At 35.0% G+C, this 26,674-nt stretch carries 24 protein-coding genes, 1 pseudogene and 1 riboswitch; of the genes and pseudogenes, 24 read left to right on the top strand and 1 reads right to left on the bottom strand.

Annotation, left to right across the window (positions count from 1 at the left end):
- Positions 1–507: 507 nt before the first annotated feature.
- From BN1066_RS03175 to BN1066_RS03065, 24 genes and pseudogenes are all read left to right on the top strand, one after another.
- The gene (locus BN1066_RS03175) at positions 508–1,617 is read left to right on the top strand and encodes a CdaR family transcriptional regulator (RefSeq protein WP_077318067.1); all 1,110 of its coding nucleotides are present in this window, start codon (positions 508–510) and stop codon (positions 1,615–1,617) included.
- A gap of 117 nt (positions 1,618–1,734) precedes the next feature.
- The gene (glcD, locus tag BN1066_RS03170) at positions 1,735–3,150 is read left to right on the top strand and encodes a glycolate oxidase subunit GlcD (RefSeq protein ID WP_077318066.1); all 1,416 of its coding nucleotides are present in this window, start codon (positions 1,735–1,737) and stop codon (positions 3,148–3,150) included.
- Positions 3,147–4,517, top strand: a complete 1,371-nt coding sequence (locus BN1066_RS03165) for a (Fe-S)-binding protein (protein ID WP_077318065.1) — start codon at positions 3,147–3,149, stop codon at positions 4,515–4,517. The genes glcD and BN1066_RS03165 overlap by 4 nt, the downstream gene beginning before the upstream one ends.
- Positions 4,518–5,031: 514 nt before the next feature.
- Complete coding sequence (locus BN1066_RS03160) at positions 5,032–5,286, top strand: metal-sensitive transcriptional regulator (RefSeq protein ID WP_077318064.1); 255 nt, start codon at positions 5,032–5,034, stop codon at positions 5,284–5,286.
- Positions 5,287–5,549: 263 nt separating this feature from the next.
- Positions 5,550–5,909, top strand: a complete 360-nt coding sequence (locus BN1066_RS03155) for a rhodanese-like domain-containing protein (protein ID WP_077318063.1) — start codon at positions 5,550–5,552, stop codon at positions 5,907–5,909.
- A gap of 50 nt (positions 5,910–5,959) precedes the next feature.
- A complete protein-coding gene (locus BN1066_RS03150; RefSeq protein WP_077318062.1) occupies positions 5,960–6,301 on the top strand; it encodes a rhodanese-like domain-containing protein in 342 nt (113 codons plus the stop codon).
- Between the two features lie 149 nt (positions 6,302–6,450).
- Entirely contained in the window at positions 6,451–6,930 is a 480-nt protein-coding gene (locus BN1066_RS03145) for a DsrE/DsrF/DrsH-like family protein (protein ID WP_077318061.1), read from the top strand.
- 258 nt (positions 6,931–7,188) lie between these two features.
- Positions 7,189–7,488, top strand: a complete 300-nt coding sequence (locus tag BN1066_RS03140; protein ID WP_077318060.1) for a rhodanese-like domain-containing protein — start codon at positions 7,189–7,191, stop codon at positions 7,486–7,488.
- A gap of 13 nt (positions 7,489–7,501) precedes the next feature.
- Entirely contained in the window at positions 7,502–8,074 is a 573-nt protein-coding gene (locus tag BN1066_RS03135) for a sulfurtransferase TusA family protein (RefSeq protein WP_077318059.1), read from the top strand.
- Between the two features lie 17 nt (positions 8,075–8,091).
- Positions 8,092–8,490: a DsrE/DsrF/DrsH-like family protein gene (locus BN1066_RS03130; protein WP_077318058.1), complete on the top strand. Its 399-nt coding sequence runs from the start codon at positions 8,092–8,094 to the stop codon at positions 8,488–8,490.
- 151 nt (positions 8,491–8,641) lie between these two features.
- Positions 8,642–8,869 carry a sulfurtransferase TusA family protein gene (locus tag BN1066_RS03125; protein WP_077318057.1) on the top strand — a complete coding sequence of 76 codons (228 nt, stop codon included), beginning with the start codon at positions 8,642–8,644 and terminating at the stop codon, positions 8,867–8,869.
- Positions 8,870–9,096: 227 nt separating this feature from the next.
- Positions 9,097–9,480: a DUF302 domain-containing protein gene (locus tag BN1066_RS03120; RefSeq protein WP_077318056.1), complete on the top strand. Its 384-nt coding sequence runs from the start codon at positions 9,097–9,099 to the stop codon at positions 9,478–9,480.
- A gap of 218 nt (positions 9,481–9,698) precedes the next feature.
- The gene (locus BN1066_RS03115) at positions 9,699–11,369 is read left to right on the top strand and encodes a SulP family inorganic anion transporter (protein ID WP_077318055.1); all 1,671 of its coding nucleotides are present in this window, start codon (positions 9,699–9,701) and stop codon (positions 11,367–11,369) included.
- A gap of 6 nt (positions 11,370–11,375) precedes the next feature.
- Positions 11,376–11,927, top strand: coding sequence for a carbonic anhydrase (locus BN1066_RS03110; RefSeq protein WP_077318054.1), 552 nt, complete (start codon positions 11,376–11,378; stop codon positions 11,925–11,927).
- 406 nt (positions 11,928–12,333) lie between these two features.
- Positions 12,334–13,461, top strand: a complete 1,128-nt coding sequence (locus tag BN1066_RS03105) for an MBL fold metallo-hydrolase (RefSeq protein WP_077318053.1) — start codon at positions 12,334–12,336, stop codon at positions 13,459–13,461.
- Positions 13,462–13,758: 297 nt separating this feature from the next.
- The gene (locus tag BN1066_RS03100; protein ID WP_245799682.1) at positions 13,759–15,060 is read left to right on the top strand and encodes a globin-coupled sensor protein; all 1,302 of its coding nucleotides are present in this window, start codon (positions 13,759–13,761) and stop codon (positions 15,058–15,060) included.
- A gap of 1,131 nt (positions 15,061–16,191) precedes the next feature.
- Positions 16,192–16,443: a lysozyme family protein gene (locus BN1066_RS03095; protein ID WP_077318052.1), complete on the top strand. Its 252-nt coding sequence runs from the start codon at positions 16,192–16,194 to the stop codon at positions 16,441–16,443.
- 903 nt (positions 16,444–17,346) lie between these two features.
- Positions 17,347–17,862, top strand: coding sequence for a hypothetical protein (locus BN1066_RS03090; protein WP_077318051.1), 516 nt, complete (start codon positions 17,347–17,349; stop codon positions 17,860–17,862).
- 436 nt (positions 17,863–18,298) lie between these two features.
- A riboswitch (FMN riboswitch) is annotated at positions 18,299–18,445 on the top strand.
- Positions 18,446–19,187: 742 nt separating this feature from the next.
- Positions 19,188–19,832, top strand: a complete 645-nt coding sequence (gene ribE, locus BN1066_RS03085; RefSeq protein ID WP_077318050.1) for a riboflavin synthase — start codon at positions 19,188–19,190, stop codon at positions 19,830–19,832.
- 84 nt (positions 19,833–19,916) lie between these two features.
- Positions 19,917–20,495, top strand: a pseudogene (gene ribB, locus BN1066_RS03080) (3,4-dihydroxy-2-butanone-4-phosphate synthase); the annotation flags it as partial.
- Between the two features lie 34 nt (positions 20,496–20,529).
- Entirely contained in the window at positions 20,530–20,994 is a 465-nt protein-coding gene (gene ribH, locus BN1066_RS03075; protein WP_077318048.1) for a 6,7-dimethyl-8-ribityllumazine synthase, read from the top strand.
- 367 nt (positions 20,995–21,361) lie between these two features.
- On the top strand, positions 21,362–21,535 hold the full coding sequence (locus BN1066_RS20085) for a hypothetical protein (RefSeq protein WP_179104276.1): 174 nt from the start codon (positions 21,362–21,364) through the stop codon (positions 21,533–21,535).
- A 12-nt stretch (positions 21,536–21,547) separates the two neighbouring features.
- The gene (locus BN1066_RS03070) at positions 21,548–23,422 is read left to right on the top strand and encodes an ABC-F family ATP-binding cassette domain-containing protein (protein ID WP_077318047.1); all 1,875 of its coding nucleotides are present in this window, start codon (positions 21,548–21,550) and stop codon (positions 23,420–23,422) included.
- A 368-nt stretch (positions 23,423–23,790) separates the two neighbouring features.
- Positions 23,791–24,357 (top strand): hypothetical protein, encoded by a 567-nt coding sequence (locus BN1066_RS03065; protein ID WP_077318046.1) that lies wholly within the window; start codon positions 23,791–23,793, stop codon positions 24,355–24,357.
- A gap of 528 nt (positions 24,358–24,885) precedes the next feature.
- Here the strand turns inward: BN1066_RS03065 and BN1066_RS03060 are convergent.
- A complete protein-coding gene (locus tag BN1066_RS03060; RefSeq protein ID WP_077318045.1) occupies positions 24,886–26,610 on the bottom strand; it encodes a DNA-binding protein in 1,725 nt (574 codons plus the stop codon).
- Between the last annotated feature and the right edge of the window lie 64 nt (positions 26,611–26,674).

Raw genomic sequence — 26,674 nt, 5'->3', positions numbered from 1 at the left:
TACGATAAATTAACATCGGTGCGAATCTAAAAGGAAGGCGACTAAAAGCGGGCTTACCGCTTAGACGTCGACATCCCCCTGTGGCAGAGGCATGTTGTCTTTATCCCGGATGTAAGGATCCGTATTTTTCTCATTTCAAAAAAAGTGCTAAATATTTACGAACATGATGAGAAAAACGGTTCCTAAATCCCGATTCGTTCAAGAGCCTTTAGGTCATACCCTTGTGGTACTAACATTTCTTGGGAAAGCTCCAAGAAATGAAGTTTCACTTTATCCCGTCAGAGTTTTTCAGTTTGTCCATCACTAACCGATTGCTTCTAGCTTTTTCTCATTATAACAGAGTAGCATCTTTTTCCCATTTCGAGTGAAGAGAAAACTTAAGCTGTTTATTGGAAGCTTACATATTTTTAAAAACTGATTTCGTAAAATCAAGTGAAACTAAAATTTCAGACAGTTTCTTTTAAAGCATGCTAAAATGAAGCTAGAAAGAAATAAGCAGGTGATGGGATGGAAAATATTCTACTTCAAACGAAACAGCTATATAACTCCATTGTTCAGGAAATGAATCGATTAATTAATGAAGAAGTGATTGTAACGGATCAGCAAGGAATTATTGTAGCGAGTACAGATGCAAAACGGATTGGAAATTACCATGAAGGTGCGTATATAGCGATGAACCATAAAGAAAAAATAATCATGACGAAGGAGCTTACGGAAAGGCTACAAGGTGTGCAAGAAGGGGTCGTCTTTCCAATTATTATTAATAAGAATCCCTTAGGTGTATTGGGGATTACTGGTGACCCAATTATGGTAGAGCCATATGCTAGACTAGTACAAAAAGTAACCGAGCTTTTCATCCAGGACACGATGATGAGAATAAATCAAGAAAGTAAAGCACGAGATTTAGAGTTTTTTATTTTTGACTGGTTAAACCACACTGGAAGCTATGCCAGTTTAGTAGAGAGAAGTAAATTTTTCCATATTGAAATGGAAACATATAAACAAATTGTTGTCTTTAAACGAAAACAGTTAGAAACAGGCTTTTCCTATCATCGATTTGAAAAGTTAAAATCAGCTTGGGACTATTCGATTAATGCTTTATTTGTTCGGTGGGGGCAGGATAGAATTGTGATGTTGTTAGAGCCAGTGAAGCAAACCATACTAGTAAACCATCTTCGCCGATTTATAGAGCTTGTGAACTGTGATTTAAATATTCGTTTGTATGCAGGGGTTGGAAATCGGATGGACTATGAGCGGCTGTCAGAATCTTTTGCTCAAGCAGCTAAAGCAAGCGAGCATGCCGATGATAACAATCCAATCTTGTTTGAAGCTGATCTACGTTTTGAGATGCTGGAATATGAAATAAGTGATAAAACGAAACAGAAATTTATTTTACGAACATTAAAAGATTTACCTAAGGAACAAGAGATGATGAGGACATTGGCTAGTTGGTTTTCCCATGATATGCAAATACAAATAACAGCAGATGCACTCCATATTCATAAGAATACGCTACATTATCGCTTAAAGCGTATTCAGGAACGAACGGGTTTACATTTAAAACAGATTGATGACTTAATGTTGCTATACATTGGCTATCGTCTGTATTATTGTTAAAATTTAGTCTTACGTACAAAAGTATTCGATTTCTTAGTAGTATTTTTGTGTTTATGAATATATATTTTTCTTTTAATTTTTCTTAAAATAGAATTATTACTGATTAGGAGAATGCATATGTTAAAAAGGGATGTAAGAGAAAAGTTAATCGCTATTGTTGGGAAAGAAAACGTAGAAGATAATAATGCCAGTTTACTAGCCTATTCCTATGATTCGACAGCAAGGTACCAAGCATTACCTGATGCCGTGGTTGCGCCACGAAATAAGGATGAGGTTCAAGCTGTCGTAAAGCTTTGTAATGAACATAAAATTCCGATTGTACCAAGGGGATCTGGAACAAATTTATGTGCTGGTACTACACCAACAGAAGGCGGGATTGTCCTTATTTTTAAGCACATGAATCAAATTTTAGAAATTGATGAAGAAAATTTAACAATGACCGTTCAGGCTGGCGTGTATACAAAAGATATTTTAGAAGCGGCACAGGAAGTGGGCTTATTTTATCCGCCTGATCCAGGATCCATGCATATTTCGCAAATTGGCGGTAATATTAGTGAAAATTCTGGTGGTCTCCGTGGTCTGAAATATGGCGTAACCAGAGACTATGTGATTGGGCTAGAAATCGTGCTCCCTAATGGCGAGATCATTCAAACAGGTGGAAAACTGGCAAAAGACGTAGCCGGATATGATTTGACCAGACTGTATGTTGGGGCAGAAGGAACATTAGGAGTAATTACGGAAGCAATTTTAAAATTAATTCTACAACCGGAAACGAAGCAAACGATGCTAGCGCTTTATGAAGATTTAGAAGCTGCTGCTGAGAGTGTTTCAGCAATTATTGCGAATCGGATTATACCTGCAACATTGGAATTCTTGGATCAAGCAACGGTAAAAGTAGTGGAGGATTTTGCCAAGATCGGTTTACCAACGGAAGCAAAAGCAGTGCTTTTAATTGAGCAAGATGGTCCACATGAAGTAGTCATTCGCGATATGGAAAAAATTGCAGCATTATGCAAAGAGAATCGTGCATTTGCTGTCCAATTAGCGAAAACGAAGGAAGAAGCAGAACAATTAACTGCTGCAAGAAGAACAGCATTATCGGCATTGTCACGGCTAAAACCAACGACTATTTTAGAGGACGCGACTGTTCCGCGTTCAGAAATTGCTAACATGGTAAAAGCAATTAGTGAGATTGCAGAAAAATATCAATTAACCATTTGCACATTTGGTCATGCTGGAGATGGAAATCTCCATCCAACCTGTTTAACTGATGTACGCAATGAAGAAGAAATTGAATTAGTCGAAAAGGCGTTTGCAGAGATTTTTGAAAAAGCGGTTGAATTAGGAGGAACGATTACCGGGGAACATGGTGTGGGAATGATGAAACTGCCATATTTACAATTGAAGGCTGGAGAGCATGGTATTGAGATAATGCGCAGCATTAAGCAAGCAATCGACCCAAATGCGATCATGAACCCAGGGAAAATGTTCATGCCTTATGAAAGACAACAAGTGGTGGTGGAAGAATCATGAATACAGCAGAAAAACAACGCATTCAAGAAGCATTTAAAGAAAAAATGGACTATGATGAATTAATGAATTGCACCCGTTGCGGTTTTTGTTTACCGACATGTCCCACGTATATTGAAACAGGTCGTAATGAAGTACATTCACCACGGGGACGTATTGCATTAATGAAAGGGGTTGTCGATGGGGTCATTGAACCAAGTGAAGAGGTAAAAGAATCCATCGATATGTGTCTTGGTTGTAGAGCTTGTGAACCGGTCTGCCCTTCTGGAGTAAACTTTGGCAGATTACTGGAACAAGCTAGAGATGCGATCTATCAAAGTAAAAAACAAACATTACCTGAAAAAGTTTTAAAAGGTATTTTTTTAAAAAATGTATTTCCATATCAAAACCGAATGATTGGTTTAACCGGGCTACTGGGCTTTTACCAGCGCTCAGGTACACAAAAATTAGCTCAATCAATTGGAATTATGAAACTATTTCCTGAAAGTCTACGAACGATGGAAAAAGTATTGCCAAATGTACCAAAGCGAAAAGAAATGAAGGAGCGTCCACGTCATTTACAGCCATTACAGCAGAAAAGGAAAAAGAAAGTTGCTTTTTTCTCGGGCTGCTTAATGGACACGATGTTTATGAAAACAAATGATGCTACGATTAAACTATTACAGTATGCAGGCTGTGAAATTGTCGTACCAGAAACTCAAGCGTGCTGCGGAGCACTACATGGGCATAGCGGTGAAGTGGATCAAGCTAGAGAAATGGCGAAACGGAATATTGCAGCATTTGAACAGGCAGAAGTAGATTATATTATTACAAATGCTGGGGGTTGTGGAGCTTTCCTAGTTGAATATGCACATTTGCTTAAATACGAACTAGATTGGGTTGAACGCGCAACTCAATTTTGTAATAAAATTAAAGATATTACCCGTATATTAATAGAATTAGATTTTCATAAACAACCCTTATCACTTCCAGAACAGATTGTAACGTATCAGGACTCCTGTCATTTGAAAAACGGGCAAAAAACATTTATGGAACCTCGGCAATTATTAGAATCTATTCAAGGTGTTCATTATGTTGAAATGAAGGATGCCAGCCGTTGCTGTGGATCAGCAGGAATATATAATATTGTACAATCTGAAATGGCCATGCAAATATTGGATTATAAAATGGAGCAAGCGATTCATACCAAAGCGAAAACAATTGTTACAGCTAATCCGGGTTGTTTATTGCAAATGAAGTTAGGAATTGAACGTGAGGGACTTTCGGATGAAATGGAAGCTGTTCATATTGTCGATTTATTACTCCAAGCTTATGAGCATGCTAACGCTAAACCAGTTGTTGAAAAACACATTGCTGCTACAAAAATATGAGAAGTAAAAAGGTTACAGAAAAAATCCTCTTTCTGTAACCTTTTCCTTTTCAAGTACCACCGAGTTTTAGCCTTTGTTCCGCTCCAAAAAAAGCACAACACTTGAATGAAAATTTACTTTATCCCGAATATAAGGGAGCGGTATTTCTCTCATTTCAAAATCTGCTTATGATTTACGAACATGATGAGAACAACGGCTCCTGAATCCTCAGGTTCGTTCGAGTCAACAGGACAAGGAAAGCTACGGCAGCAATACACCGCGATTTTTAAAGGAGAAAAGTGCTCTTTGAATGAGTTTCACTATCTCGCCAGAAGTTCTTCCGTTTGTCCGTCGCTAACCGAGTGATTTAATTCCTAATTTAGTTTCATGCGTTCAGTTTTTATAGAGAAGAATTTTTAATGGTTGACAAAATACCTGGCAGGGTATAATATGGAGTGGAATTGCAATCAAATAAAAACATGTTAATAAATAATAGGACAACATTTAAAATAGATATAGAGAGGAGTTAGGAGGAATGAAATACGATAGTCGCGTTAAAAATCGCATGAAACGTATCGAAGGCCAAGTAAAAGGAATATTAAGAATGATGGAAGAAGAAAAAGACTGTAGAGATGTTGTCATGCAATTATCAGCAGTAAAGAGTGCACTTGATCGTACTTCGGCTTTGGTAGTCAGTAAAAATCTTGAAATATGCATTCGGCAAGCAGACGGTGAAAATGCAGAAGAATTAATTAATGAAGCAGTTAATTTACTTGTTAAAAGCAGATAATCGCTTTTATTAATAAACATTAAAAATCACTGACATATTCACCTAGAAAGAAAAATTAGCATTCCTTCTTTATGCGTATAGGAAGAGTAGTTTTTAAGAGAACAAAATTAATGCAATGTGGTAATCGTTTTTATATTGATAGACTTATAAAATTTCTGACAGAAGTAAAGTTAATACGACAAAGTGACACGTTTAAAATTCAATAACGTCAAAGGATTGACACATAGTTTTCTTTCGATGCAAAATAGACGGGAGAGCAGTAGATGGAGATATTTCAAGGGATAATTATAATTTTAGCAATTGCTTTTCTCATTAGCCGGTTTATACCAGTAAAAGGAATTAATCAAATTACATCTCAAGAGGCAAAGCGTAAGTTTACGAACAAAAATGTACAGTTTGTAGATGTTCGTACGCCGCAGGAGTATAAAGCGAATCATCGAAAGCCATTTACAAATATTCCGTTGCATGAATTGGCTAATCGCATAAAAGATTTAGATAAACATAAGGAGATTATTGTTATTTGTCAAAGTGGAATGAGGAGTATGAGAGCAGCAAAGTTCCTTAAGAAAAATGGTTTTGAAAAGATCTCGAATGTTAAAGGCGGGATGAGCTCATGGATGTAAGTTCTTGACCTTTAAAACTGCAGTCATCTTTGGAAAAAGGGGGATAGAGCATGAGTTTAATGATCGCAGGACTAGCAATTTTTACACTTTATATTATATATAAAAGGTATATCCCGGTTCGAGGTGTAAATAATATGGAGCGAGATAAACTTGTTAAACTGGATGATGGTACAGTATTACTGGATTTAAGAGATTATAATATATCCCATAAAGATAAGCTCGATCAAGCGATGCCTTTACCTTTAGCTTATTTAAACCGACATTACCAAGATATTCCTGCTTGTTCTGTAATTTTAGTTACATCCAATCATGTTGATAAAAATATCGCAGCCAGATTTTTAATAAATAAAGGATTTTATGTAAAAGGGTATTATTTTATAAATAACAGTTAAAAATGATAAACAGAATTTTAAAAAAATTTACTGTTGACAAATTATTATTTAATAAATACTATAAGTATAGTGATATTGGTAATCACTTATTTTTTTAACAAAACAATATACCCGTACACCTATAAGTATATTGAGGAAGGAGTATGCAGATGTCTGAAAAAAAGAAAACAACGATTATACTGTTTAGTGGAGAGTATGATAAAGCAATGGCTGCTTATATTATAGCAAATGGAGCTGCTGCTTATGACCATGAAGTAACCATATTTCATACATTTTGGGGGTTAAACGCTTTACGTAAGGATAATCAAGTACCCATTAAAAAAGGCTTTTTAGAAAAAATATTTGGAAAAATGATGCCACGTGGAGCGGATAAAATGGGACTTTCTAAAATGAACTATTTAGGCATGGGACCAAAAATGATAAAACATGTTATGAAAAAACATAATGCAATGCCATTACCTGATTTAATAAATATGGCACAAGAACAAGATGTTAAGCTACTTGCATGTACCATGACAATGGATTTATTAGGTCTTCAGAAAGATGAACTTCTAGATAATATTGAATATGGCGGAGTCGGGGCTTATGTTGGTGATTCTGAAGATGGAAACATCACCTTATTTGTATAAAGTGAAACTTCCATGAGTGGGGGTTTTCTATCATCCCCCACTCATGGTTAGTACCGCAAGGGTATGACCTAAAGGTCTTTGAACCAATCGGACATTTGACTTTCAGTTATCCCCCACCTAGACTTTTTCGATCCCTCTTACTCTCTGAGGTGGGGGTCTTACTGCCAGTTAGATGTGGGATAAATCAAGTTATATATGAGACTGTGCTATCATCATGAAATATAGTTAATAACAATTTTACAATTTGGAGGGTATGGTATGAATGAGATTACAGCAAAAGAATTAGCTGAAAAACGAAAGAAAGGTGAAAAATTAAATATTATTGATGTTCGTGAGGATGAAGAAGTAGCGCTAGGAAAAATTCCTGGAGCTCGACATATCCCATTAGGAGAGATTCCCAATCACCTAAATGAATTTAATAAAGAGGAACATTATTATATGGTTTGTCGTTCTGGAGGCAGAAGTGCACGAGCATGCGAATTTTTAGCTGATTATCATTTCAATACGACAAATGTTTCTGGTGGCATGCTTGCATGGGAAGATGAAGTAGAAAAATAAGGGAGGAATAAAGGTGAGTATTACAGCAAATCAAGTTTTGAATGCGAAAGGACTTTCTTGTCCAATGCCAATTGTTAAAACTAAAAAAGCGATTCAAAACCTTAAAGCTGGGGAAGTAATCGAAGTACAAGCTACTGACCGTGGTTCTACGGCTGATATTCAAGCATGGGCAAATAGTACAGGTCATCAGTATATCGGCACGGTGGAAGAAGGAGAAGTGCTCAAGCATTATATTCGTGTGGCAACCGAAGAAGAAATAAAAGAAGAAAAGCGCTATAAAGCTGTCATTGATTTAGCTGATTTACGTAAAAAGGTAGAAGGAAATGAACGAGTTTCTATACTTGATGTTCGCGAACCAGCAGAATTCGCTTTTGGTCATATTCCAGGTGCCATTAATATGCCGTTAGGAGAACTGGAAGAAAGAATGGCTGAACTTAATAAAGAAGCCGATCTTTATGTGGTTTGCCGTACTGGAAATCGCAGTGATTTAGCTGCCCGAAAATTAACGGATAACGGTTTTAAGCATGTGAAAAATGTCGTACCTGGAATGATAAAATGGGAAGGGCCGATGGAAAAAGATAACTAAATATTGGAGGAATTAACATGGCGAATACTAAAGTAGCGATCATTGCGTCAAATGGTAATTTGTTTGATGCGTATAAAGTGTTTAATATTGCTTCAGCAGCTGCTGCATCGGATGCTGAAGTAGGAATATTCTTTACATTCGAAGGTTTAAATTTAATCCATCAAGACGCACATAAAAACCTTCCGTTACCAGAAGGAAAAGAACAGTTTCAAGAACGTTTTAAACAAGCAAATGTTCCTTCCATTGAAGAATTACTAAGTATTGTGCAAGAATTGGATGTTAAATTAATTGCATGTCAAATGACAATGGATGTTATGAATTTAGATAAGGATCAATTTGTAGAGGGCATCGAAGTCGGTGGCGCTGCATCCTTTATTGAATACGCAAAAGACGCGAATATGACGCTAACCTTTTAATTAGATATAGATAAACGAAAGAGGAAAACTATTAATTTAAAATTGATAAAAAGTAGAGTTTGACTTCAAAATATAATTGATATCGGACTCTTTAGATAATAAATGCTAAAACGCAATGTGTTAAGGAACAGATTTAAGGAGGAATTTTATAATGGAAGCAGTTAAAGTGTTAGATGCAAAAGGGTTGGCATGTCCAATGCCGGTTGTAAGAACAAAGAAGGCGATGGATGATTTGAAATCAGGTGAAATTCTAGAAGTTCATACTACAGATCAAGGTTCAAAAAGTGATTTAACAGCATGGGCTAAATCCGGTGGTCATGAAATTGTTAAAAACACGGAAGAAGGCGAAGTATTAAAGTTTTGGATCAAAAAGGCATAATTTTACCTCCACAAGCATTACCTGGGGAGGTACTAAATGACGGTTTACCTCGCATGTAAGGTGCCGTAACCATAAGACTCCGCGCGTTAAGAGCGTGAGTAGGTACAAAAGGGTCTAAGTGTGAGAAAACGGCACCTAAATGCCCGATTGGTTCAACTAATATTCCGTGTTCCACGGAATAAAGTTTCACTTTATTAGCTAATTATAAAATGAATGGAGTGATTATTTTGTTTCATTATACGTTAGATACAAGTAAATCCATGAAAGAAGCAGTACATTCGCTTGAGAGTAGTTTAAAGGAAGAAGGCTTTGGTGTACTTTGGAGTTTTGACATTCAGGAAACGTTACAAAAAAAGGGGTTCGAATTTGAGCAGCCATTTCTAGTTCTAGAGGTTTGTAATCCAAAGGAAGCAAATCGGGTGTTAGCAAAAAACCACATGGCAGGTTATTTTCTTCCATGTAAAATAGTGTTGTACCAAGAGGAGAACAAGATAAAAATAGGTCTCCCTAAGCCAACAGCACTCATTCAAATGGTTAATGATGAGTCCCTAAATAAAATTGCTCAAGATATTGAAGAACGATTAATTGCCTGTATGAATAAAGCAATCTAGCTTTACCGCTTCGTAGTCAGAGGTGTTTCCCCCTTTAATTAGTTAGATATAAGTAGTCATCTTCTTCAAAGATAGAGTGAATAAGAAAAATGGGAATAATGTGATTTCATTATTCTGCATAAGGGTAAAACAGCATTCATATGCAAGTTCACGATATCTTAAGCAGACTTAAGGAAAAAAGAATTTGTTTCCTAATCAACGTGAAAGGGGATTTTAAATTGTGGAAAAAATTTATTCCAGCATTCGAATGGCTGACGAATTATAAGCGGGATGATTTGAGCGGGGATATATCTGCAGGGTTAATTGTAGCAATTATGTTAATCCCTCAAGGTATGGCGTATGCAATGTTAGCTGGGTTAGATCCGGTGATTGGTTTATATACCTCAACGATTCCTTTAGTGGTTTATGCACTATTTGGCACTTCACGGCAATTAGCAGTTGGACCTGTAGCTATGGTTTCTTTATTAGTTCTTAGCGGTGTTTCAACACTGACAGAACCAGGAACAGCTGAGTATATTTCTTTTGTCCTTCTACTAATGCTAATGGTTGGACTGATTCAAATGTTACTCGGGGTATTAAAGTTAGGGTTTTTAGTTAACTTTCTTTCACATGCTGTGATCAGCGGGTTTACTTCTGCAGCAGCTATTATTATTGGGCTCAGTCAATTAAAGGATTTAACTGGAGTTCATTATGAAGCAGGTAAAAGTGAAGTATTTTTGCTTATTGCTGAGGCAATAAAGAGATTTACGGAAATTAATCCAATCACATTTATTATTGGTTTAATTAGCATTCTGTTATTGGTGGTTTTCAAAAAATATTTCAAGAAAATACCTGGTCCGATTGTTGTTGTAGCATTCAGCATATTAGCTGTGTACGGATTTAAATTGTACGAATATGGTGTTTCTATTGTTGGTGTGGTTCCAAAAGGTCTTCCAGGTATTTCTATTCCTGCTTTTAATCTTGACTCTGTAATTGCATTATTACCTATTGCTTTAACGATTACCTTTGTTGGTTTTATGGAATCTATTGCAATGGCGAAAGCAATCGCTGCAAAGGAAAAATATAAAATTAATGCAAACCAGGAATTAATCGGTCTAGGATTGGCTAACGTGAGCGGTTCATTCTTTTCTGCATATCCTGTAACAGGCGGCTTTTCCAGATCAGCAGTAAATTATCAATCTGGTGCAAGAACTCCGCTGGCTTCGATGATTACTGCCGTTCTTATTATGCTAACATTGCTTTTCTTTACTGATTTATTCTACTATCTTCCTAAAGCAGTTCTAGCAGCAATCATTATGGTCGCTGTTTACAGTTTAATTGATTTTGGTGAGGCGAAACAACTTTTCAAAATTAATCGTGCAGATGGATGGACGTGGTTTATAACATTCGGGTCAACACTTGTACTTGGTATACAAAAGGGTATTTTCATTGGTATCGTCTTTTCTCTAATTGTATATGTAAGTAAAAATGCTTATCCGCATATTGCTGAGTTAGGATTTATTCCAGATCGTGAAGTTTATAGAAATATAGAACGTTATCCGAACGCTAAAGATGATCCAGAGGTGATGATTTTTCGTGTGGATTCCGACTTGTTTTTTGCCAACATGTCATTTATTGAAGATAAGTTGTGTGAACGAATAGCAGTTAAACCAACAACGAAATATATTATCATGGACTTTTCTGGGGTTAATTCAATGGATGCAGTTTCTATTCACTCATTAGAAGAAATGATGAACACATGTAAGAAAGGTACGACCTTTTTATTTGCAGAGATAAAAGGACCGGTGATGGATGTATTGAAAAAAGCAGGTTGGCATACAAAATATCGAGAAAACATCCACTATTTGTCTATTGATCAAGCATTAAAGGCAATTGGTAAAACAGGGTGAATTTATATGGATGAAATGAATTTAATTAAAAATAACGAAGATTTTATTCGTAAGATGCAAGAAGAAGATCCTGATTTTTTTCGCCATCTTCAACAAGGACAACATCCTGAATTTTTTGTATTAGCATGTAGTGATTCCCGTGTTAGCCCATCAGCTATTTCTCAGATGAAGCTGGGGAACATGTTTATTCATCGTAATATTGCTAATCAAGTTTCCAACAACGATGATAGTTTTTCAGCAGGTCTCTACTATGCTTTGGTTCATCTTAAAGTAAGTCACATTATTATTAAAGGTCATACAGAATGTGGTGGAATTCATGCTGCATGGAATGGTAATAATGAAGAAGAGTTACAAGCATGGCTCACTCATATTCGAAATAGTTTGCCGGATCGAAAGGATAATGAAGAAATGTCGCTGGATGAGCTTTCAAAAATAAATATCCTGAAGCAAGTGAATAATATTAAAAATCATCCGATCTATAAAGCTTATGGCAAGGGTATTGATGTAAGTGGATTTCTCTTTCATTTAGATAGTGGACAGCTGGAAAAAATTATCTAAGAGACAACACAGAAATTAGCATGGCCAGAAGTTGATTATAGTAGTTGACAAACTGAATTAAATCACTTATTACCTAGAAGGGTATAAAAGAAAGGGTTATTTTTTTACAATAAATAATACCCATACCGGTATATGCGGATATTAGAATAACGCCCATATAATTAAAATGTAACTAGGTTAGAAAAGAGTAGCTGATCGTTAATGCAGATGTTGAAAATAAGTGACGATGATAATTATTTGCAGAGATTGTTCAAAAAGTCGGTTTAAAATTAATACTTCTGCCCAGGTCCCATAGTATACGTTTTGCTCTCAAAGCACTACATCTCCGCTGATTGGCATCCTTTTTGAACATTTTCTTGAAGATGATTGAAATAAAATTTAAATTTATGTAATGGAGGAATGAAAAATGTCTTTAATGGCAAGAAAACCAAAAGAAATTGCAAAAAAGGTAATTAATAAAGAAGAGTTATTTATTCTGGATGTTCGAAATGAAAATGAATTTGCGGATTGGAAAATTGAAGGAAAAAACATCATATATATGAATATTCCTTACTTTGATCTAATAGACGGGGTGGACCATATTTTGGATAACCTCCCTTCTGATAAGGAAATCTTAGTTGTCTGTGCAAAAGAAGGATCTTCTGTAATGGTTGCGGAGATGTTAGCTGAAGAAGGGTTGTATGTTTCCTATCTAAAAGGTGGAATGAAAGCATGGAGTGAATATATGGAGCCTGTTAAAGTTGGTGATTTAACTGGTGGTGGTGAGCTGTATCAATTCGTTCGCCTAGGTAAAGGATGTCTTTCGTATATGGTTATTTCTAATGGGGAAGCAGCAATTATTGACCCTACACGAATGACAGATGTTTTTATTGAGTTTGCTAAAGAAGCTGGAGTTACTATTACACATGTACTCGATACACATTTACATGCAGATCATATTTCCGGCGGAAGAGCAATTGCTAATGAAACAGGGGCAACCTATTGGCTACCACCAAAAGATGCTGGGGAGGTAGTATTTGACTATCAACCATTAGAAGATGGTGAAGAAGTCAAAATTGGTAATACAACAATTACTATTCATGCACTATACAGCCCCGGACATACCATTGGATCCACTTCATTTGTGGTAGATAAGAAGTATTTGATGACGGGGGATATTTTATTCATCGATTCAATTGGCAGACCTGATCTTGCTGGATTAGCAGAGGATTGGGTAGGAGATTTAAGAGAAACGCTATACCAACGCTATCGAGAATTATCAGATGAATTAATCGTGTTGCCAGCTCATTATATGATTATTGAAGAATTAAATGATGATGGGTCTATTCAAGAAAAACTAGGAACTTTATTTGCTGAAAACCATGGTTTAAATATTGATAGTGAAGACGAGTTTAGAAAAATTGTTACAGAAAACTTGCCACCTCAGCCAAATGCTTATCAAGAAATTCGTCAAACAAACATGGGTAAAATTAATCCAGATGAAGAAAAACAACGTGAAATGGAGATAGGTCCAAATCGTTGTGCTGTACGGTAAATAGTAAAATAAAAGCAGACAGAATATTTATTGTTCTGTCTGCTTTTATTTTCATTTAAGTATTGTAAGTATAAGTTACAACTTGCAGATCACCTTTAGTAAAGACTTGCACTGACTAAATTTTTATAGGAAAATATTTCTAAATATAACATTCTGCTGGAATTGTGTCGATATTCTTATTATAGACAGAAAAACGTACATAGGTATTTTATACAGTATAATAGTAGGTAAAAAGTATGATTTCATGTAAAATAGGAAATAATTGGGTATTCTCAGAGAGACAGAGGGGGAAGAACATTGATTTTTAAGAAAAACAAGCATGTATTATTTGTGGATGAAATTCAAGAACAAGAAATGAATACAGTTCAATTAGAAGTGGAAAAAGGAAGCGAGGCAGCTAAGCAAATTCAGATGATTGGGCTTACGAGATTTGACTTGGCAGTTATGAAGTGGCTAAAGCCATATGTTGTAGAAAAATTGGATGCAATTGTTGATCGCTTTTACAAAAATTTAGAAAAAGAACCGACACTGATTAACATTATAAATCAATCTAGTTCGATTGAACGACTAAAACGGACATTAAAACGGCATATTGGTGAGATGTTTAATGGGGCTATCAACCAGGAATATTTTGATAAGCGAACACAAATAGCTAAAATTCATGTAAAGATTGGACTTGAAACAAAATGGTATATGAGTGCTTTTCAAGACATTTTACTGTCTTTGATCGATATTATCGAAGCAAATATGGAGCGAAAAGAGGAATGTCTCATAGCGATACGTGCAGTATCGAGATTATTAAATTTAGAGCAGCAATTAGTACTCGAAGCATATGATCGAAATACCGAAAAAATAAAACAACAGGCAGAATTACAGAAACAGCAAACACGAAAAAAAGTAGCGGAGTCATCGGAAAATCTCGCTGCCATTTCTGAACAAACAAATGCTGCATTTCAGCAACTTCAATCGCAATCGGAAGAAATTATTACAATTACCAATAATGGAACAAATTTATCGGAGGTTGCTTATAAAAGAGCAGATGAAGGAAAGCAACAACTAAATAAATTAAATACTAATATTTCAACGATTTATGGTTCCGTTAATCACTTATCAAATGAACTGCTTCAGCTCATCAATATATCTAAGCAAATGCAATCCATTGTAAATATAGTGAACGAAGTAGCAGAGCAGACAAATTTACTTTCACTCAATGCCTCGATAGAAGCAGCAAGAGCGGGTGAACATGGGCTTGGTTTTGCGGTAGTGGCTGAGGAGGTTCGCAAGCTATCTAAGCAAACAAAAAACTCCGTAACCAATGTATCTACATTAATTGGGAATATGGGGACACAAGTAGAAAAATTAACAGATTCATTACAAAAGGTAGGGGATGACATAAAGAACGGTAATTCTGGTTTAAAAGAAACGGAGGATTATTTCTACCAAATTATGAAGACGATGGGTGAAACTAAAAATCAAAATAGCAAAATTGAAAATGAAATCGTTTCATTTATGGAAATAATTGCCGAGTTAAGTAGAGCAGTTGAAGAAGTAGCTTCATCCGCTGATGACCTAAGTGAAATTACACATGAGATGAATTAAAATGTAAAAATATACAATAGTTGAATGTTATCTTATATTTTGTGTGTAAGCAATAACAGTAATTTCACAGCATTTACATTAATAAAAACATCCCTTATTCGTTTCGAATCATTTTTGAAATTTTGGTTTATTTTTCAAATCTATTTGAGTGATTCATGCTTTTTTATAGGCTTAAAGAAAAGCCTCGAATACGAATGAAATAAAGTGAAAAGCCTTAATAACGGAAGCCCTATAATCTAGGCCCAAGCCCAAAAGTTTACCTAAATAATAATGAGTGAGATAGTATGTTAATTCCTATAAATCCATCATAACGCAATACAAGAATAATGACAGCATCATTTTTTAGGAAAGGAATGAAAAAATATTCTGCCAAATAATAAGATACAAACAGCGAAGAAAAGCCGATAATTGGCACATTCACCACTTTTTTTGTTTTGGTTAATTATATTTACTTAGGGAAACTTTGGTTCATTATACATTGGAACCACATTTTAGTCAATCATTTAATCGTTTTAATCAGTTATGTCATTATTTAAGTTGCTTCGCGTGGTGCATTTAAACAGTCGGGACTAGTCTTTTGACGATTATTATTGTTATTATGTTGTCTAATCCGTTTCTGTTGTTAGGTGTGTTGTAATTTTTAGCGTTATTAATTGCTTTAGTGTTGCCTTTTGCATTTGTCATGAGTCTTATTCCATATTTTGTTATGGGTGGATTTAATAAGCTAGGGAAACTGGTGACAACCTTTTTATTTAAGCGTCATAAGGGATATTTATGTTTATTACAAATTTATTTATAGAAATAAGAATGTATCTAATGTAGAAGAAAGAAAAAAAGAGCGATATATATAATATGCTCCCTAAGGTAGACAGATTAAAAAATAAAAATCTGTTTTGCCTTAGGGTGGGAGCATATTAAGGAATGTCTTAATGGGCATTCCTTTTTTTATTTTTATGGAGGTGAGAGATGAATATGAAGTTTAAATTAGAAAAGATACCTGTTGTAAAAATGGTCAAATGGAAAATAAAAATCTATGTATTTATCAATTGTTATTTGATATGGGTATTCTTTTTGTACTTATGTCTAGTACAAGTGGTGATATGATTGGAGGTTTTTTAAAACAAGAGGAAAATGAAGACCTTACGGGTGTTTATGTTTTGGTGGGATTTTATTAGGGACAAGGTACAAAAGCTATTTTCAAAAGTATGCCAAAAAAATGGCATAGAAAAGCATGTAGATGTAGTAATAACAATGGGTATGCAGGAATCGGGCGTTAGATATTTGAATGTTATGCAAAACTCTGAATCTCTTGACTTACGAAATGCTTTAACTGATCCAGAAAAATCCATTGAACAAGGTGTTAAATACTTTTCACAGTTTTAGAACATGCTGGCGGTGATGTGGCATTATCTTACAGGCTTAACATATGGGGCATGGATTTATTGGGTCTGTGAACAAGTATAACAATAGGGAAATATAGCTAATAAATGGAAAATTAATTTAGTAATACGATGTCTCAAAAAATGGGGATGGTCAAGGTATGAAGATACTAATTATGTTCGGCATGTTATGCGATATTTGGAACAAGATGATTCTGTTACCCCTGTTAATATTAATGGTGATTAACGGTTACCATTAATAGAAATTATTGTAACAAGTGGCTTGGGGAGAAGCGTAAACCCTATAAACTGGTAAAGATAGTTTTCACGTTGATATAGACTTTAGTTGCTCCTGCGGATGATATGTTGGCAGTGAAAAGTGGGGATTAGTAGAAGCTATTCATATAATATTAGTTCTGTGCTATGATTGGTTATATAATTATTCTAATGCGTAAACACATGTTGAAATTGGGTTTTCTAATAATTTTATTATTAGTGTTAGCATCATGTGGAAACGTAGAAGGAATAAGCGATTGAGGATTTTATATCTTATGAAAACGATGAATTTCTTCATTCGACATGCTCTAAAAATCCAAGTGTTGATGATATAAGAGTGGTAACAGATATAGAGAGATGGAACGGGAAATAGATAAAATTAACTTGTAAAAGGTGATATTGAGGTTCGTTGGGCTGGGTGGAGAAAATAGATATTTATATAAGTTTGAGGATGGGGATTTGTTAAATAGTTACCATTGAGAAGATAATTCTTATATGCTAGGGTCTGCTTTTGGTGCACGAGAATTTGATTCAATGGATACAGAACCAGATTATTTTGAGGAAAATAATGGTGTTTTTGATGTGGCTAAGGGTCATAAATTGTGATTAATAATATGGGAGTTGATATAAAATGTCAAAATTTGAAGAGAATGTAATGAAGCTGTTAGCTGAAATAAATCAGCGTCAATTAGATTTTCAAAAAGAGGTAAATAATCGTTTTGATAATGTAAACAAGCAATTTGGTGATGTAAACAAGCAATTTGGTAATGTAAACAGGCAATTTGGTGATGTAAACAAGCAATTTGATGATGTAAACAAGCAATTTGGTAATGTAAACAGGCAATTTGATGATGTAAACAAGCAATTTGGTAATGTAAACAGGCAATTTGATGATGTAAACAAGCAATTTGATAATATAAGCAAGCAATTTGATAATGTAAACAAGCAATTTGATGATATAAACAAAAGATTTGATAAGATTGAATCAGATATAGAGAAAGTAAAAGAGGAGAATCATCTTATTAAACGTGCTGTAATGGAAACGAATGAAAGTGTTAAAATTATTCTGGAAGATCAAAAGTCAATATATGAGATGTTAGGAGAACATGAAATTTCAATTAGAACATTACGTAGAAAACCAGTTTAAATAACAGAAAATCCTAACTATTTTACCTTAGAATATAGATGAACGAGTAGACAAAAATGTCTGCTTTTTTTTATAACTATTTTAGAAAAAAGAGGAGGATGTCAAATGTCAGAGGTACTAAATCCGAAAGATATTATGAAAATTTTAGGTATAGGTATATAAATTATTGGAAAAACCACCGTTTCATACCGTAAAAGTTGGCCGTTTAATTAAAATTGCAAAGAAATCGTTTTATTTATGGCTGGACGGTGAACAAGAGCAAGCAAATTAACAAGCTTGCTTTTTATTTTTGTTACTGATATTATCTAGATAATCACAAAAGAAAAAATAAGTGGTAGGATTTCTTAGGATATTAAGAGTTTAGTGGATTTCTTGTAAATCCTTATATGAAGGTATGTTAGAGTTAGAGTATCACTGCAAACTAAAACTAAATATAAATTTCCTTCGGGGCAGGGTGAAATTCCCGACCGACGGTAAGAAGCAAGCTAATTGCTTTAAGTCCGTGACCCGTTTGATATAACAAACGGTGGATCCGGTGTAAGTCCGGAACCGACAGTGAAAGTCTGGATGGGAGAAGGAATGATATATGCAGCAACGGCAATATTTTTGTGTATATTGACTAGTATTATATTTTTCTATGTACTAGCTAAATGGAAGAGCATTTGTCTAGCCGTTTGCAAGCTAAAGATCTAAGAGTCTATGCTTTTTATAGGTAAAGTGTTTTCTTTAAGTACGTATTCAAAAAGAGGTTTGCAAAGACCAAGGTCGTGCTAAAGTCTCAAGTGTTCTTGAAAAATCGTGATACATTTCTAACTGGGCATTTCTTGTCTTGTTAAAACAAGAACACTAGTACGTCCTGCAAGTCGAAATTCGAGGGAATGAGTTTTGAGGACCGCTTTGTATATAGTTAGAAACATAATCCACCGGAAACTAGCCAATAAAGAAATTTTCACTGAATCCAAGTCTGTGGAGCAGGAGACTAACTTATACTTAAACTATAATAGTAGATTTTATAGTACTGCATTCTTCTATAATAAAACTCTATTCCAAACTGAACTTTTTGAGTATTCTCTTTTAATACGGGAGAGTAATTCATTGTTAATTAATCATGAGGAAAGTCCCGTTGGAAGCACTTCTTAGTAGACATAGCTTTATTTTGAGCAATTTTCTTTTGCACATACAGTGTAAGCTCACCAATATGCATGATTAAATCCCGAATCGTTAAGCCCCTGAAGTTAAATTTAGGGGCTTTTTGTGTGTGCAAAAGTACGATAAAGCAATAAACCCCGTTAGCAAAAATACTATTTTTAGAGAGGAGGGCGAGTATGTTTACTGGAATTATTGAAGAAAAAGGAAAAATATTGTCACTACAACGAGTTTCTAAAGAAGCAATCATATTGAAGATTAAGTCACACAAGATAGTAGAGGATGTTCATGTTGGTGATAGTATAGCTGTAAATGGCACATGTTTAACGGTTACGTCATTGGATAAGCGTAGTTTTTCCGTGGAGGTTATGCCGGAGACAATGAAGGCGACCTCGTTACAATTTGCTCAAGTCAGTTCGAATGTTAATTTGGAACGGGCTATGGCTGCAAATGCTAGATTTGGTGGACACTTTGTCTCTGGTCATGTAGATGGTTTAGGGAAAATTATACGTAGGCAATATGAACAAAATGCTATCTATTTTGATATTGAATTTCCTGTTGAACTAATGAAATATCTCGTAAAGAAGGGCTCCATTGCAGTTGATGGAGTTAGTCTAACTATATTTAACATCAGAGATCATGTATTTACGATTTCGTTGATTCCCCATACAGCAATGGCAACGATATTGGGAGAAAAGAAACAAGGAGATAAAGTTAATATAGAATGCGATATGCTCATGAAGCATATGGAAAAACTGCTTATGAGTACGGTTGGCAACGAACCTATTACAAGGAAACTTTTATTGGATAAAGGGTTCAGCTAACTAAATTTAGTTAACGAATAAGCTACAAGTCAAAATTCCCTACAAATGGTTATAAAAAATACTTAGTTAAGGAGTGGAAACCAGTTGAACACAATCAAAGAAGCGATCCGAGAATTAAAATTGGGGAGGCCAATCATCGTTGTTGATGATGAAGATCGGGAAAATGAAGGAGATTTGGTTGCTTTATCAGATTTGATTACTCCAGAGATTACTAATTTTATGATTACTCATGGTAGAGGACTGGTATGCACATCTGTTGAAAATGAATTAGCTAAACGAATTGGATTAACATTAATGACTACGAATAATAATGATCCGTTTGCAACGGCATTTACAGTAAGTGTTGATTACAAGAATACAACAACAGGGATTAGTGCATATGATCGTGCGAAGACGATTCGTGCTATGGTTGACCCTTCCACATCGAAAGAAGATTTTAATCAGCCGGGGCATGTATTTCCTTTACTTGCTAAAGAAGGAGGGGTATTAGTAAGACCTGGACATACAGAAGCTTCTGTTGATCTTGCTAAATTGTGTGGAGCTACTCCGTCTGGGGTAATTTGTGAAATTATTAAAGCAGATGGGACAATGGCAAGATTACCAGATTTGAAAAAGATGGCTAAACAATTTGGATTAATTATCATATCTGTAGAGCAATTAATTGATCGGATAAAAATAAATGAGGGGCGTGGAATTAATGAGTCAAGTATTACAAGGTAATTTAGTAGGAACTGATTTACGGATTGGAATTGTTGTAGCTAGATTCAATGAATTTATCACGAAAAAACTGTTGGAAGGGGCTGAGGATACATTAATTAGGCATGGAGTAGCAAATGAAGCTATAACGGTTGCTTGGGTTCCCGGTGCATATGAGATACCATTAATTGCCAAAAACATGGCGATACAAAAGGAGTATGATGCGATTATTGCATTAGGAACCGTTATTCGAGGAGCAACGCCTCACTTTGATTATGTTTGTAATGAAGCAGCAAAGGGTGTATCTCAAGTAGCTTTACAAGCGAATAAACCAGTGATTTTTGGAATATTAACAACAGAAACAATTGAACAAGCAATTGAACGTGCAGGAACAAAAGCTGGAAATAAAGGAGCTGAGGCAGCAACTGCGGCCATAGAGATGGCTAATTTGCTTCGTAACATATAAGATTGTAAACTTAAAGAAAGCTGTATACATTACGGCTTTCTGTTTTTGTTGTCTATGAACCGATATCCTTGCTGGTGGAATTTTTATGTGTCTAGTTATGTGTTCGAGTGACTAGCAAACTTCGATCTCCTTTCTATGATAAGGAACATCTGCTCCTCATAGAGATCTCCAGTTTGTTATGTCGTTAAATGATCGCCTGCGCTTTTGTTTTTATAATAACATATAAGCGGCTAGCGTTGTTTAAAGTATTAAGTGGCAATTAGCCAGGATATATCAATATGAGTTAGTTCAGCTAATATTTAAAAGAAGAAAAAAAGCGCTCATAAATGAAGTTTCATAGTATTATAGTTACACGGGGGGATTATTTATGAAGGTATTATTAGGGCAATTACTACTTATAACTGTAGTATGGGCCGGACTAGCTTTTTTCTTTTCTGATATGACAGAAGGAGGTAAAGTGATTTTTTACTTAGTTACCTCATGGATGCTTTTGTTAATTGTATTAATTATTAAAAAGTGGTGGAAGGATAGAAAAAAATAAGGATGATGAGATATGCTGACAATAGAAAATATAACGAAGACATATGGTGATAAAACACTTTTTCATTCTATCTCTTTACATATAGCTGGACGAGAACGGATTGGACTAATTGGAGTAAATGGTACTGGAAAATCGACGCTTCTAAAAATCATTGCCGGAATAGAACCTGCTGATGAAGGGAAAATGGAGCATCCTAAAGATTATCAAATTGAATATTTAGCTCAAGATCCTGATTTGGACTCAAGTCTGACAGTGATGGAGCAATTATATTATGGTGATTCACCGATGATGCAAGTGATGCGTGCATATGAACGAGCTTTATTACGATTACAACTGGATGCAACCAACGAAAAAGCGCAAACAGACTTATTGAATATCCAGCAAAAGATGGATGAACTCGATGCTTGGGAAGCAAATACAAACGCAAAAACAATTCTAACTAAGTTGGGAATTACCAATTTTAATAAACAGATTGCACTGCTTTCTGGAGGACAAAAGAAGCGAGTAGCTCTTGCTAAGGCTTTAGTCCAGCCGGCGGACTTACTAATATTAGATGAGCCAACTAACCATTTGGATCATGAATCCATTGAATGGCTGGAGAAATACTTAGAGATGTATCGGGGGTCGTTATTACTTGTTACCCATGATCGTTATTTTTTAAATCGTGTAACAAATCGGATCATCGAATTGCATGATGGTAATCTTTATACGTATGAAGGAAATTATGAAGTGTTTTTAGAGAAAAAAGCAGAACGTGAACAATTACAAAGAAACTATGAAATAAAACATCAAAATGCATTACGCCGAGAGCTTGCTTGGCTAAAACGTGGAGCAAGGGCTCGTTCTACGAAGCAAAAGGCCAGGATTGAACGTGTACATAACATGCAAGAGCAGACTTTTCAAATAAAGCAAGAAACGATTCATGTACCTGTAGGTTTTACGCGATTAGGGAAAAAAGTAATTGAATTAAAAGAAGTGAGTAAATCATTTGGAGAAAAGAAAATCTTAGCCAACATGAATCAATTGCTGATTCCAGGTGATCGGCTGGGGATTGTAGGTCCAAACGGTGCAGGTAAAACTACTTTACTTCATATGATAGCTGGGCGCATATCGCCGGATCAAGGCGAGGTAATTATTGGTGATACGGTCAAAATTGGCTACTATACACAAGGTGATGAGGAGCTGGACGGAGACTTACGTGTCATTGATTACATTAAAAAAGTGGCTGAGGTGATTCATACAAAGGACGGTTCGGTAATCACCGCAGAGCAAATGCTGGAACACTTTCTGTTTTCACGAAAACAACAATGGACGTATATCCATAGATTGTCCGGCGGAGAAAAACGTCGCTTGTATTTATTGAAAATATTGATGAAAGAGCCGAATGTGCTGTTGCTTGATGAACCTACCAATGATTTAGATACTCAAACATTAAGTGTATTAGAAGAATATTTAGATGAATTTCCTGGGGTAGTAGTTTGCGTATCCCATGATCGTTATTTTCTTGATCGGGTTGTGGATCGTTTGCTTGTATTTACCAGTAACGATTCAGTTACTTCGTATCACGGCAACTATACAGATTTTTTAAAACAACAAATACAAACAAATGATCAAGCCGCAAAACAGCCAAGTAAAGAGCCGGAAAAACCTATTCTAAACAAGCAAAAGAAAAAAATGTCCTATTTAGATAAGAAAGAATGGGATGAAATAGAAGATGATATCACTGCTTTAGAAGAAAAGCTAGCAGCTATTCAAGAAGAAATTATTAATGCCGGAAGTGACTCTGAAAAAGTACAGCAATTGTATCAAGAACAGCAAGAAATAGAGAAAACATTAAATGAAAAGATAGACAGATGGGAAGAACTTTCTTTACTTGCAGAGGAATAAGTAATCTTTTTAAAATTTTACAATGTTAACTAAAAAATATACCACCGTAGTTGAGTTAGGTTGTGAAAATTTTTAGGCTCCTTCAATGAAGGAATTTCCTCTGGACACTGGGCAGATGGTTGATGATATTGTATATTTTTCTTTATTGGCTTGGAAATGATACATTTTCCACATATGGACTTTTGAATAAATCGACTATATTTTGGTTACAATGTACTAAAACTAGCATTTTTTATGAAGTTCTGTTAGCACTTTAAGATGTTTGTTTACGAAGCATCGGAACTAAAAAAGCTACATGCTTCGTAAAACGGAATTTTGCAAGTTTCTTCACTACAGTCGCATATGACTTTAACATAGGTGGGTACAAGATGGATGCAAATCAATTATATGGTCAAATTTATCATTTAAAAGAAAAGTTAGGTAAACTACAGTCTGAATATTGGAATATGACTTCCGGAATAGATACATGGTATTTTTGGTTTAATGTATTGTTTTTTTTAATCCCATTAATCATTTTATATATACTTATCGATCGAAAGAGGATATTTGAAGTATCTTTTTATGGCTATTCTGTGCATATGATTGCTTCCAAATTAAATAGTGCATTAGAAGCAGGTAATTACCTTGTTCATCCTCATGATTTAACAGCTAAAGTGCCTGGAATAACAATTACAGCAGTAGTTTTGCCGGTTGCATATATGTTAATATACCAATATTGTACAAATAGAGATAAAAATTTTTATTTCTATGCTTTCCTTATTTCTTTAGCTATAGCTTATCTTATAGACGCCTTTTTTATAGCAATTGATTATTTACGATTAGATAAAGGGATGAACCTAACTTATTTATTGTTCATCAACTTTGCTGTAGCGTGCTTTGCTTATTGGTTAACCAACTTTTTTAAGTGGATGAAAAGACAAAAGAAGGAAAAATAGGCAAATGACTATTTTTATTAATCCATTTGTTTATAGTTTCGTTTCTCTTTTAGTACTATAGGAAGTATAAAACTTTTAGGCTTTATCCCGCATGTAAGGTGCCGTAAGTTCCCACTTCAAGTCCTGAATTGATACAAAAGAGTCAAAGTGGGAGAAAACGGCACCTAAATGCCCGATTGGTTCAAGGGCCTTTAGGTCATACCCTTGTGGTACTAACATTCCGTGTAAAAAGCATTTCACGGAATGAAGTTTCACTTTATCGTATAAGAAAAACTACAGCTTTCGCTAAAGACTTGGCGACAAACTAAGTTTTTCTAAACAAATACAAAAATATGTTTATGTTTCTAGTTTAAACTTACCTAAAAAATAAACCAGACCAAAGAGTTAGCTTTCGTCTGGTTTCATATATTTAAAAATATAATTTTTAGCATTGAAGTAAATCACAATACAGTAAAATTTTTTCATATCCTAATAAAACAAAACTAGTCGGGCGCCTACCTAGCATCAGTCAAAATTTCTAAAATTAGATCATTCTTTATTTGTTAACCCTTCAATGGTAATGGTCTCGACAATTGCGGTCTGGTTGTCACGAATAGTTGCTTTTAATTCAACTTTGTCTCCAGGTTGTAAGAAGATTGCGCGTGGAGCTTTACCTGAGTTAACAGTATAAATGGTTTCATCATCTTGAAGTAAAAATTGGATGATTTGTTTTTTATCCTGTGTTGTAACAAGTACACGTTCTACCTTACCACTGCGCTTTTCAAGTGATCCTTCATCGGTAGATTCTACATTACTTGGATCCTGTGCCATTGTTAAGCGGTATGATTCAAGGGCTTCGCTAGCTGTATCGCCAAAAACAACAAAGTCTGAGTCAGCAGCTTTAATAAAGGCGTAATGTTTAAATAAACCGTTAGGATCAAGGACATTAACTACCCAAGTAGGGTTTCCATCGATGTTATATAAGACAGGCATGCTTCCAGTCCATTTCTTTTCCGGAAACTCTTTATTTACAATTTCTTTAGCACCTTTACTATCCATAATTCCGTTGTTTTGCTTGCCGTTATAATAAGTTAGTTCACCGGTGCGAGCATGAATTAATGTATATCCAAGTGCAGAATCGATATTCTCTTTAGGAGAGGACATATCGGTAAAATAATACATGTCTCCATTTTCATTAAAAATAGGGGTCACACTCGATTCCGTTCCTGACTCATTCGGTATTTTAACATCTTTTTTACCAAAATATGAATTTAACCAACCATGTACATACTTACCAAAATACTCATTTTCATCAGAAGCCATTTCAGAACTAATGGATCCTTCAATAAATTCTGGGGCCTTATTAGCTTTGTAAAGCTTGACAACACTTGTAACTGGATCTACGACAGCGACATTCAGCTTGTTGAAATCTGGTTTATTCGTTAATCCGATTGGCCGATATAGGGTTTGAACATACCATGGCTTTCCATTATCATCCACTTCGATTTGGGCTTCCCCACTTTGAATATAACCAGGGTAGGCATTATAAATTGTTCGTGATACATTATGATTAAGATAGCTGGAGTTCGTGTATTTCATTTTGCTTTCTACAAACTCCGGCTGGGCGTTTATATCTGTTGCAGAAATAGTAAAATAACCTTCTGTTTCTTTTCCGCGGAAGTATTTCCAAAACCCTGTAAATTCTACGGGGGCAACAAAAACGATATCATCTTTTATTTTTTGTACTTGCAATTTTCCTAAATCATAAAATTGCGTGTTAGGTACAACACTCATTGCTTTTTGTACTTTATTTCGGGCGAATTCAGGAGATACGACTACTGGTGTAGATTCTTTATCTAAAGGTTTTGCTTCTTCCACTTCGTTGATTGTAATAGAATGATGCGTATTATCTAATGTGAACACACCTAAAATAATAAATCCAGGAATCGTAATAATTGCCAATAAAATAATTGCACCGGTAATCGTATCGAAATGTTTCGTCGATTTCGTAAATGGTTTACTTTTCGTAATTGTATATAAACCGATCATTCCTACAGCACCAGTAATAAGATTAGCAATCGTTATATTTGGTATTGTAATGGGAGGCATAACCATATATATAATAATAACGCCAATAATAAAGAGATTAATAAATATTAGACCAACTGCTTTTACCGTAGTCATCCGATATTTTTTGTTTTGAACAATAAAAAATCCGGCAATCACAAAATACAGAATAAATGAGAGAATAGTTGTTGTTAAAATTCCTGTCATGATTTTCACTCCTATGATTAAACTCTATTCTTTATACGATTCAACTAACAAAAAAGATTCAAAA

Source organism: Virgibacillus proomii (assembly GCF_900162615.1).
Classification (GTDB): domain Bacteria; phylum Bacillota; class Bacilli; order Bacillales; family Amphibacillaceae; genus Virgibacillus; species Virgibacillus proomii.
This window is presented reverse-complemented; position numbering and strand designations above follow the sequence as displayed.

Coding starts and splice junctions, on each gene's coding strand:
- BN1066_RS03175 (WP_077318067.1), top strand. CDS start 508: ATGGAAAATATTCTACTTCAAACGAAACAGCTATATAACTCCATTGTT.
- glcD (WP_077318066.1), top strand. CDS start 1,735: ATGTTAAAAAGGGATGTAAGAGAAAAGTTAATCGCTATTGTTGGGAAA.
- BN1066_RS03165 (WP_077318065.1), top strand. CDS start 3,147: ATGAATACAGCAGAAAAACAACGCATTCAAGAAGCATTTAAAGAAAAA.
- BN1066_RS03160 (WP_077318064.1), top strand. CDS start 5,032: ATGAAATACGATAGTCGCGTTAAAAATCGCATGAAACGTATCGAAGGC.
- BN1066_RS03155 (WP_077318063.1), top strand. CDS start 5,550: ATGGAGATATTTCAAGGGATAATTATAATTTTAGCAATTGCTTTTCTC.
- BN1066_RS03150 (WP_077318062.1), top strand. CDS start 5,960: ATGAGTTTAATGATCGCAGGACTAGCAATTTTTACACTTTATATTATA.
- BN1066_RS03145 (WP_077318061.1), top strand. CDS start 6,451: ATGTCTGAAAAAAAGAAAACAACGATTATACTGTTTAGTGGAGAGTAT.
- BN1066_RS03140 (WP_077318060.1), top strand. CDS start 7,189: ATGAATGAGATTACAGCAAAAGAATTAGCTGAAAAACGAAAGAAAGGT.
- BN1066_RS03130 (WP_077318058.1), top strand. CDS start 8,092: ATGGCGAATACTAAAGTAGCGATCATTGCGTCAAATGGTAATTTGTTT.
- BN1066_RS03125 (WP_077318057.1), top strand. CDS start 8,642: ATGGAAGCAGTTAAAGTGTTAGATGCAAAAGGGTTGGCATGTCCAATG.
- BN1066_RS03110 (WP_077318054.1), top strand. CDS start 11,376: ATGGATGAAATGAATTTAATTAAAAATAACGAAGATTTTATTCGTAAG.
- BN1066_RS03105 (WP_077318053.1), top strand. CDS start 12,334: ATGTCTTTAATGGCAAGAAAACCAAAAGAAATTGCAAAAAAGGTAATT.
- BN1066_RS03095 (WP_077318052.1), top strand. CDS start 16,192: ATGAAGACCTTACGGGTGTTTATGTTTTGGTGGGATTTTATTAGGGAC.
- BN1066_RS03090 (WP_077318051.1), top strand. CDS start 17,347: ATGTCAAAATTTGAAGAGAATGTAATGAAGCTGTTAGCTGAAATAAAT.
- ribE (WP_077318050.1), top strand. CDS start 19,188: ATGTTTACTGGAATTATTGAAGAAAAAGGAAAAATATTGTCACTACAA.
- ribH (WP_077318048.1), top strand. CDS start 20,530: ATGAGTCAAGTATTACAAGGTAATTTAGTAGGAACTGATTTACGGATT.
- BN1066_RS20085 (WP_179104276.1), top strand. CDS start 21,362: ATGAAGGTATTATTAGGGCAATTACTACTTATAACTGTAGTATGGGCC.
- BN1066_RS03070 (WP_077318047.1), top strand. CDS start 21,548: ATGCTGACAATAGAAAATATAACGAAGACATATGGTGATAAAACACTT.
- BN1066_RS03065 (WP_077318046.1), top strand. CDS start 23,791: ATGGATGCAAATCAATTATATGGTCAAATTTATCATTTAAAAGAAAAG.
- BN1066_RS03060 (WP_077318045.1), bottom strand. CDS start 26,610: ATGACAGGAATTTTAACAACAACTATTCTCTCATTTATTCTGTATTTT.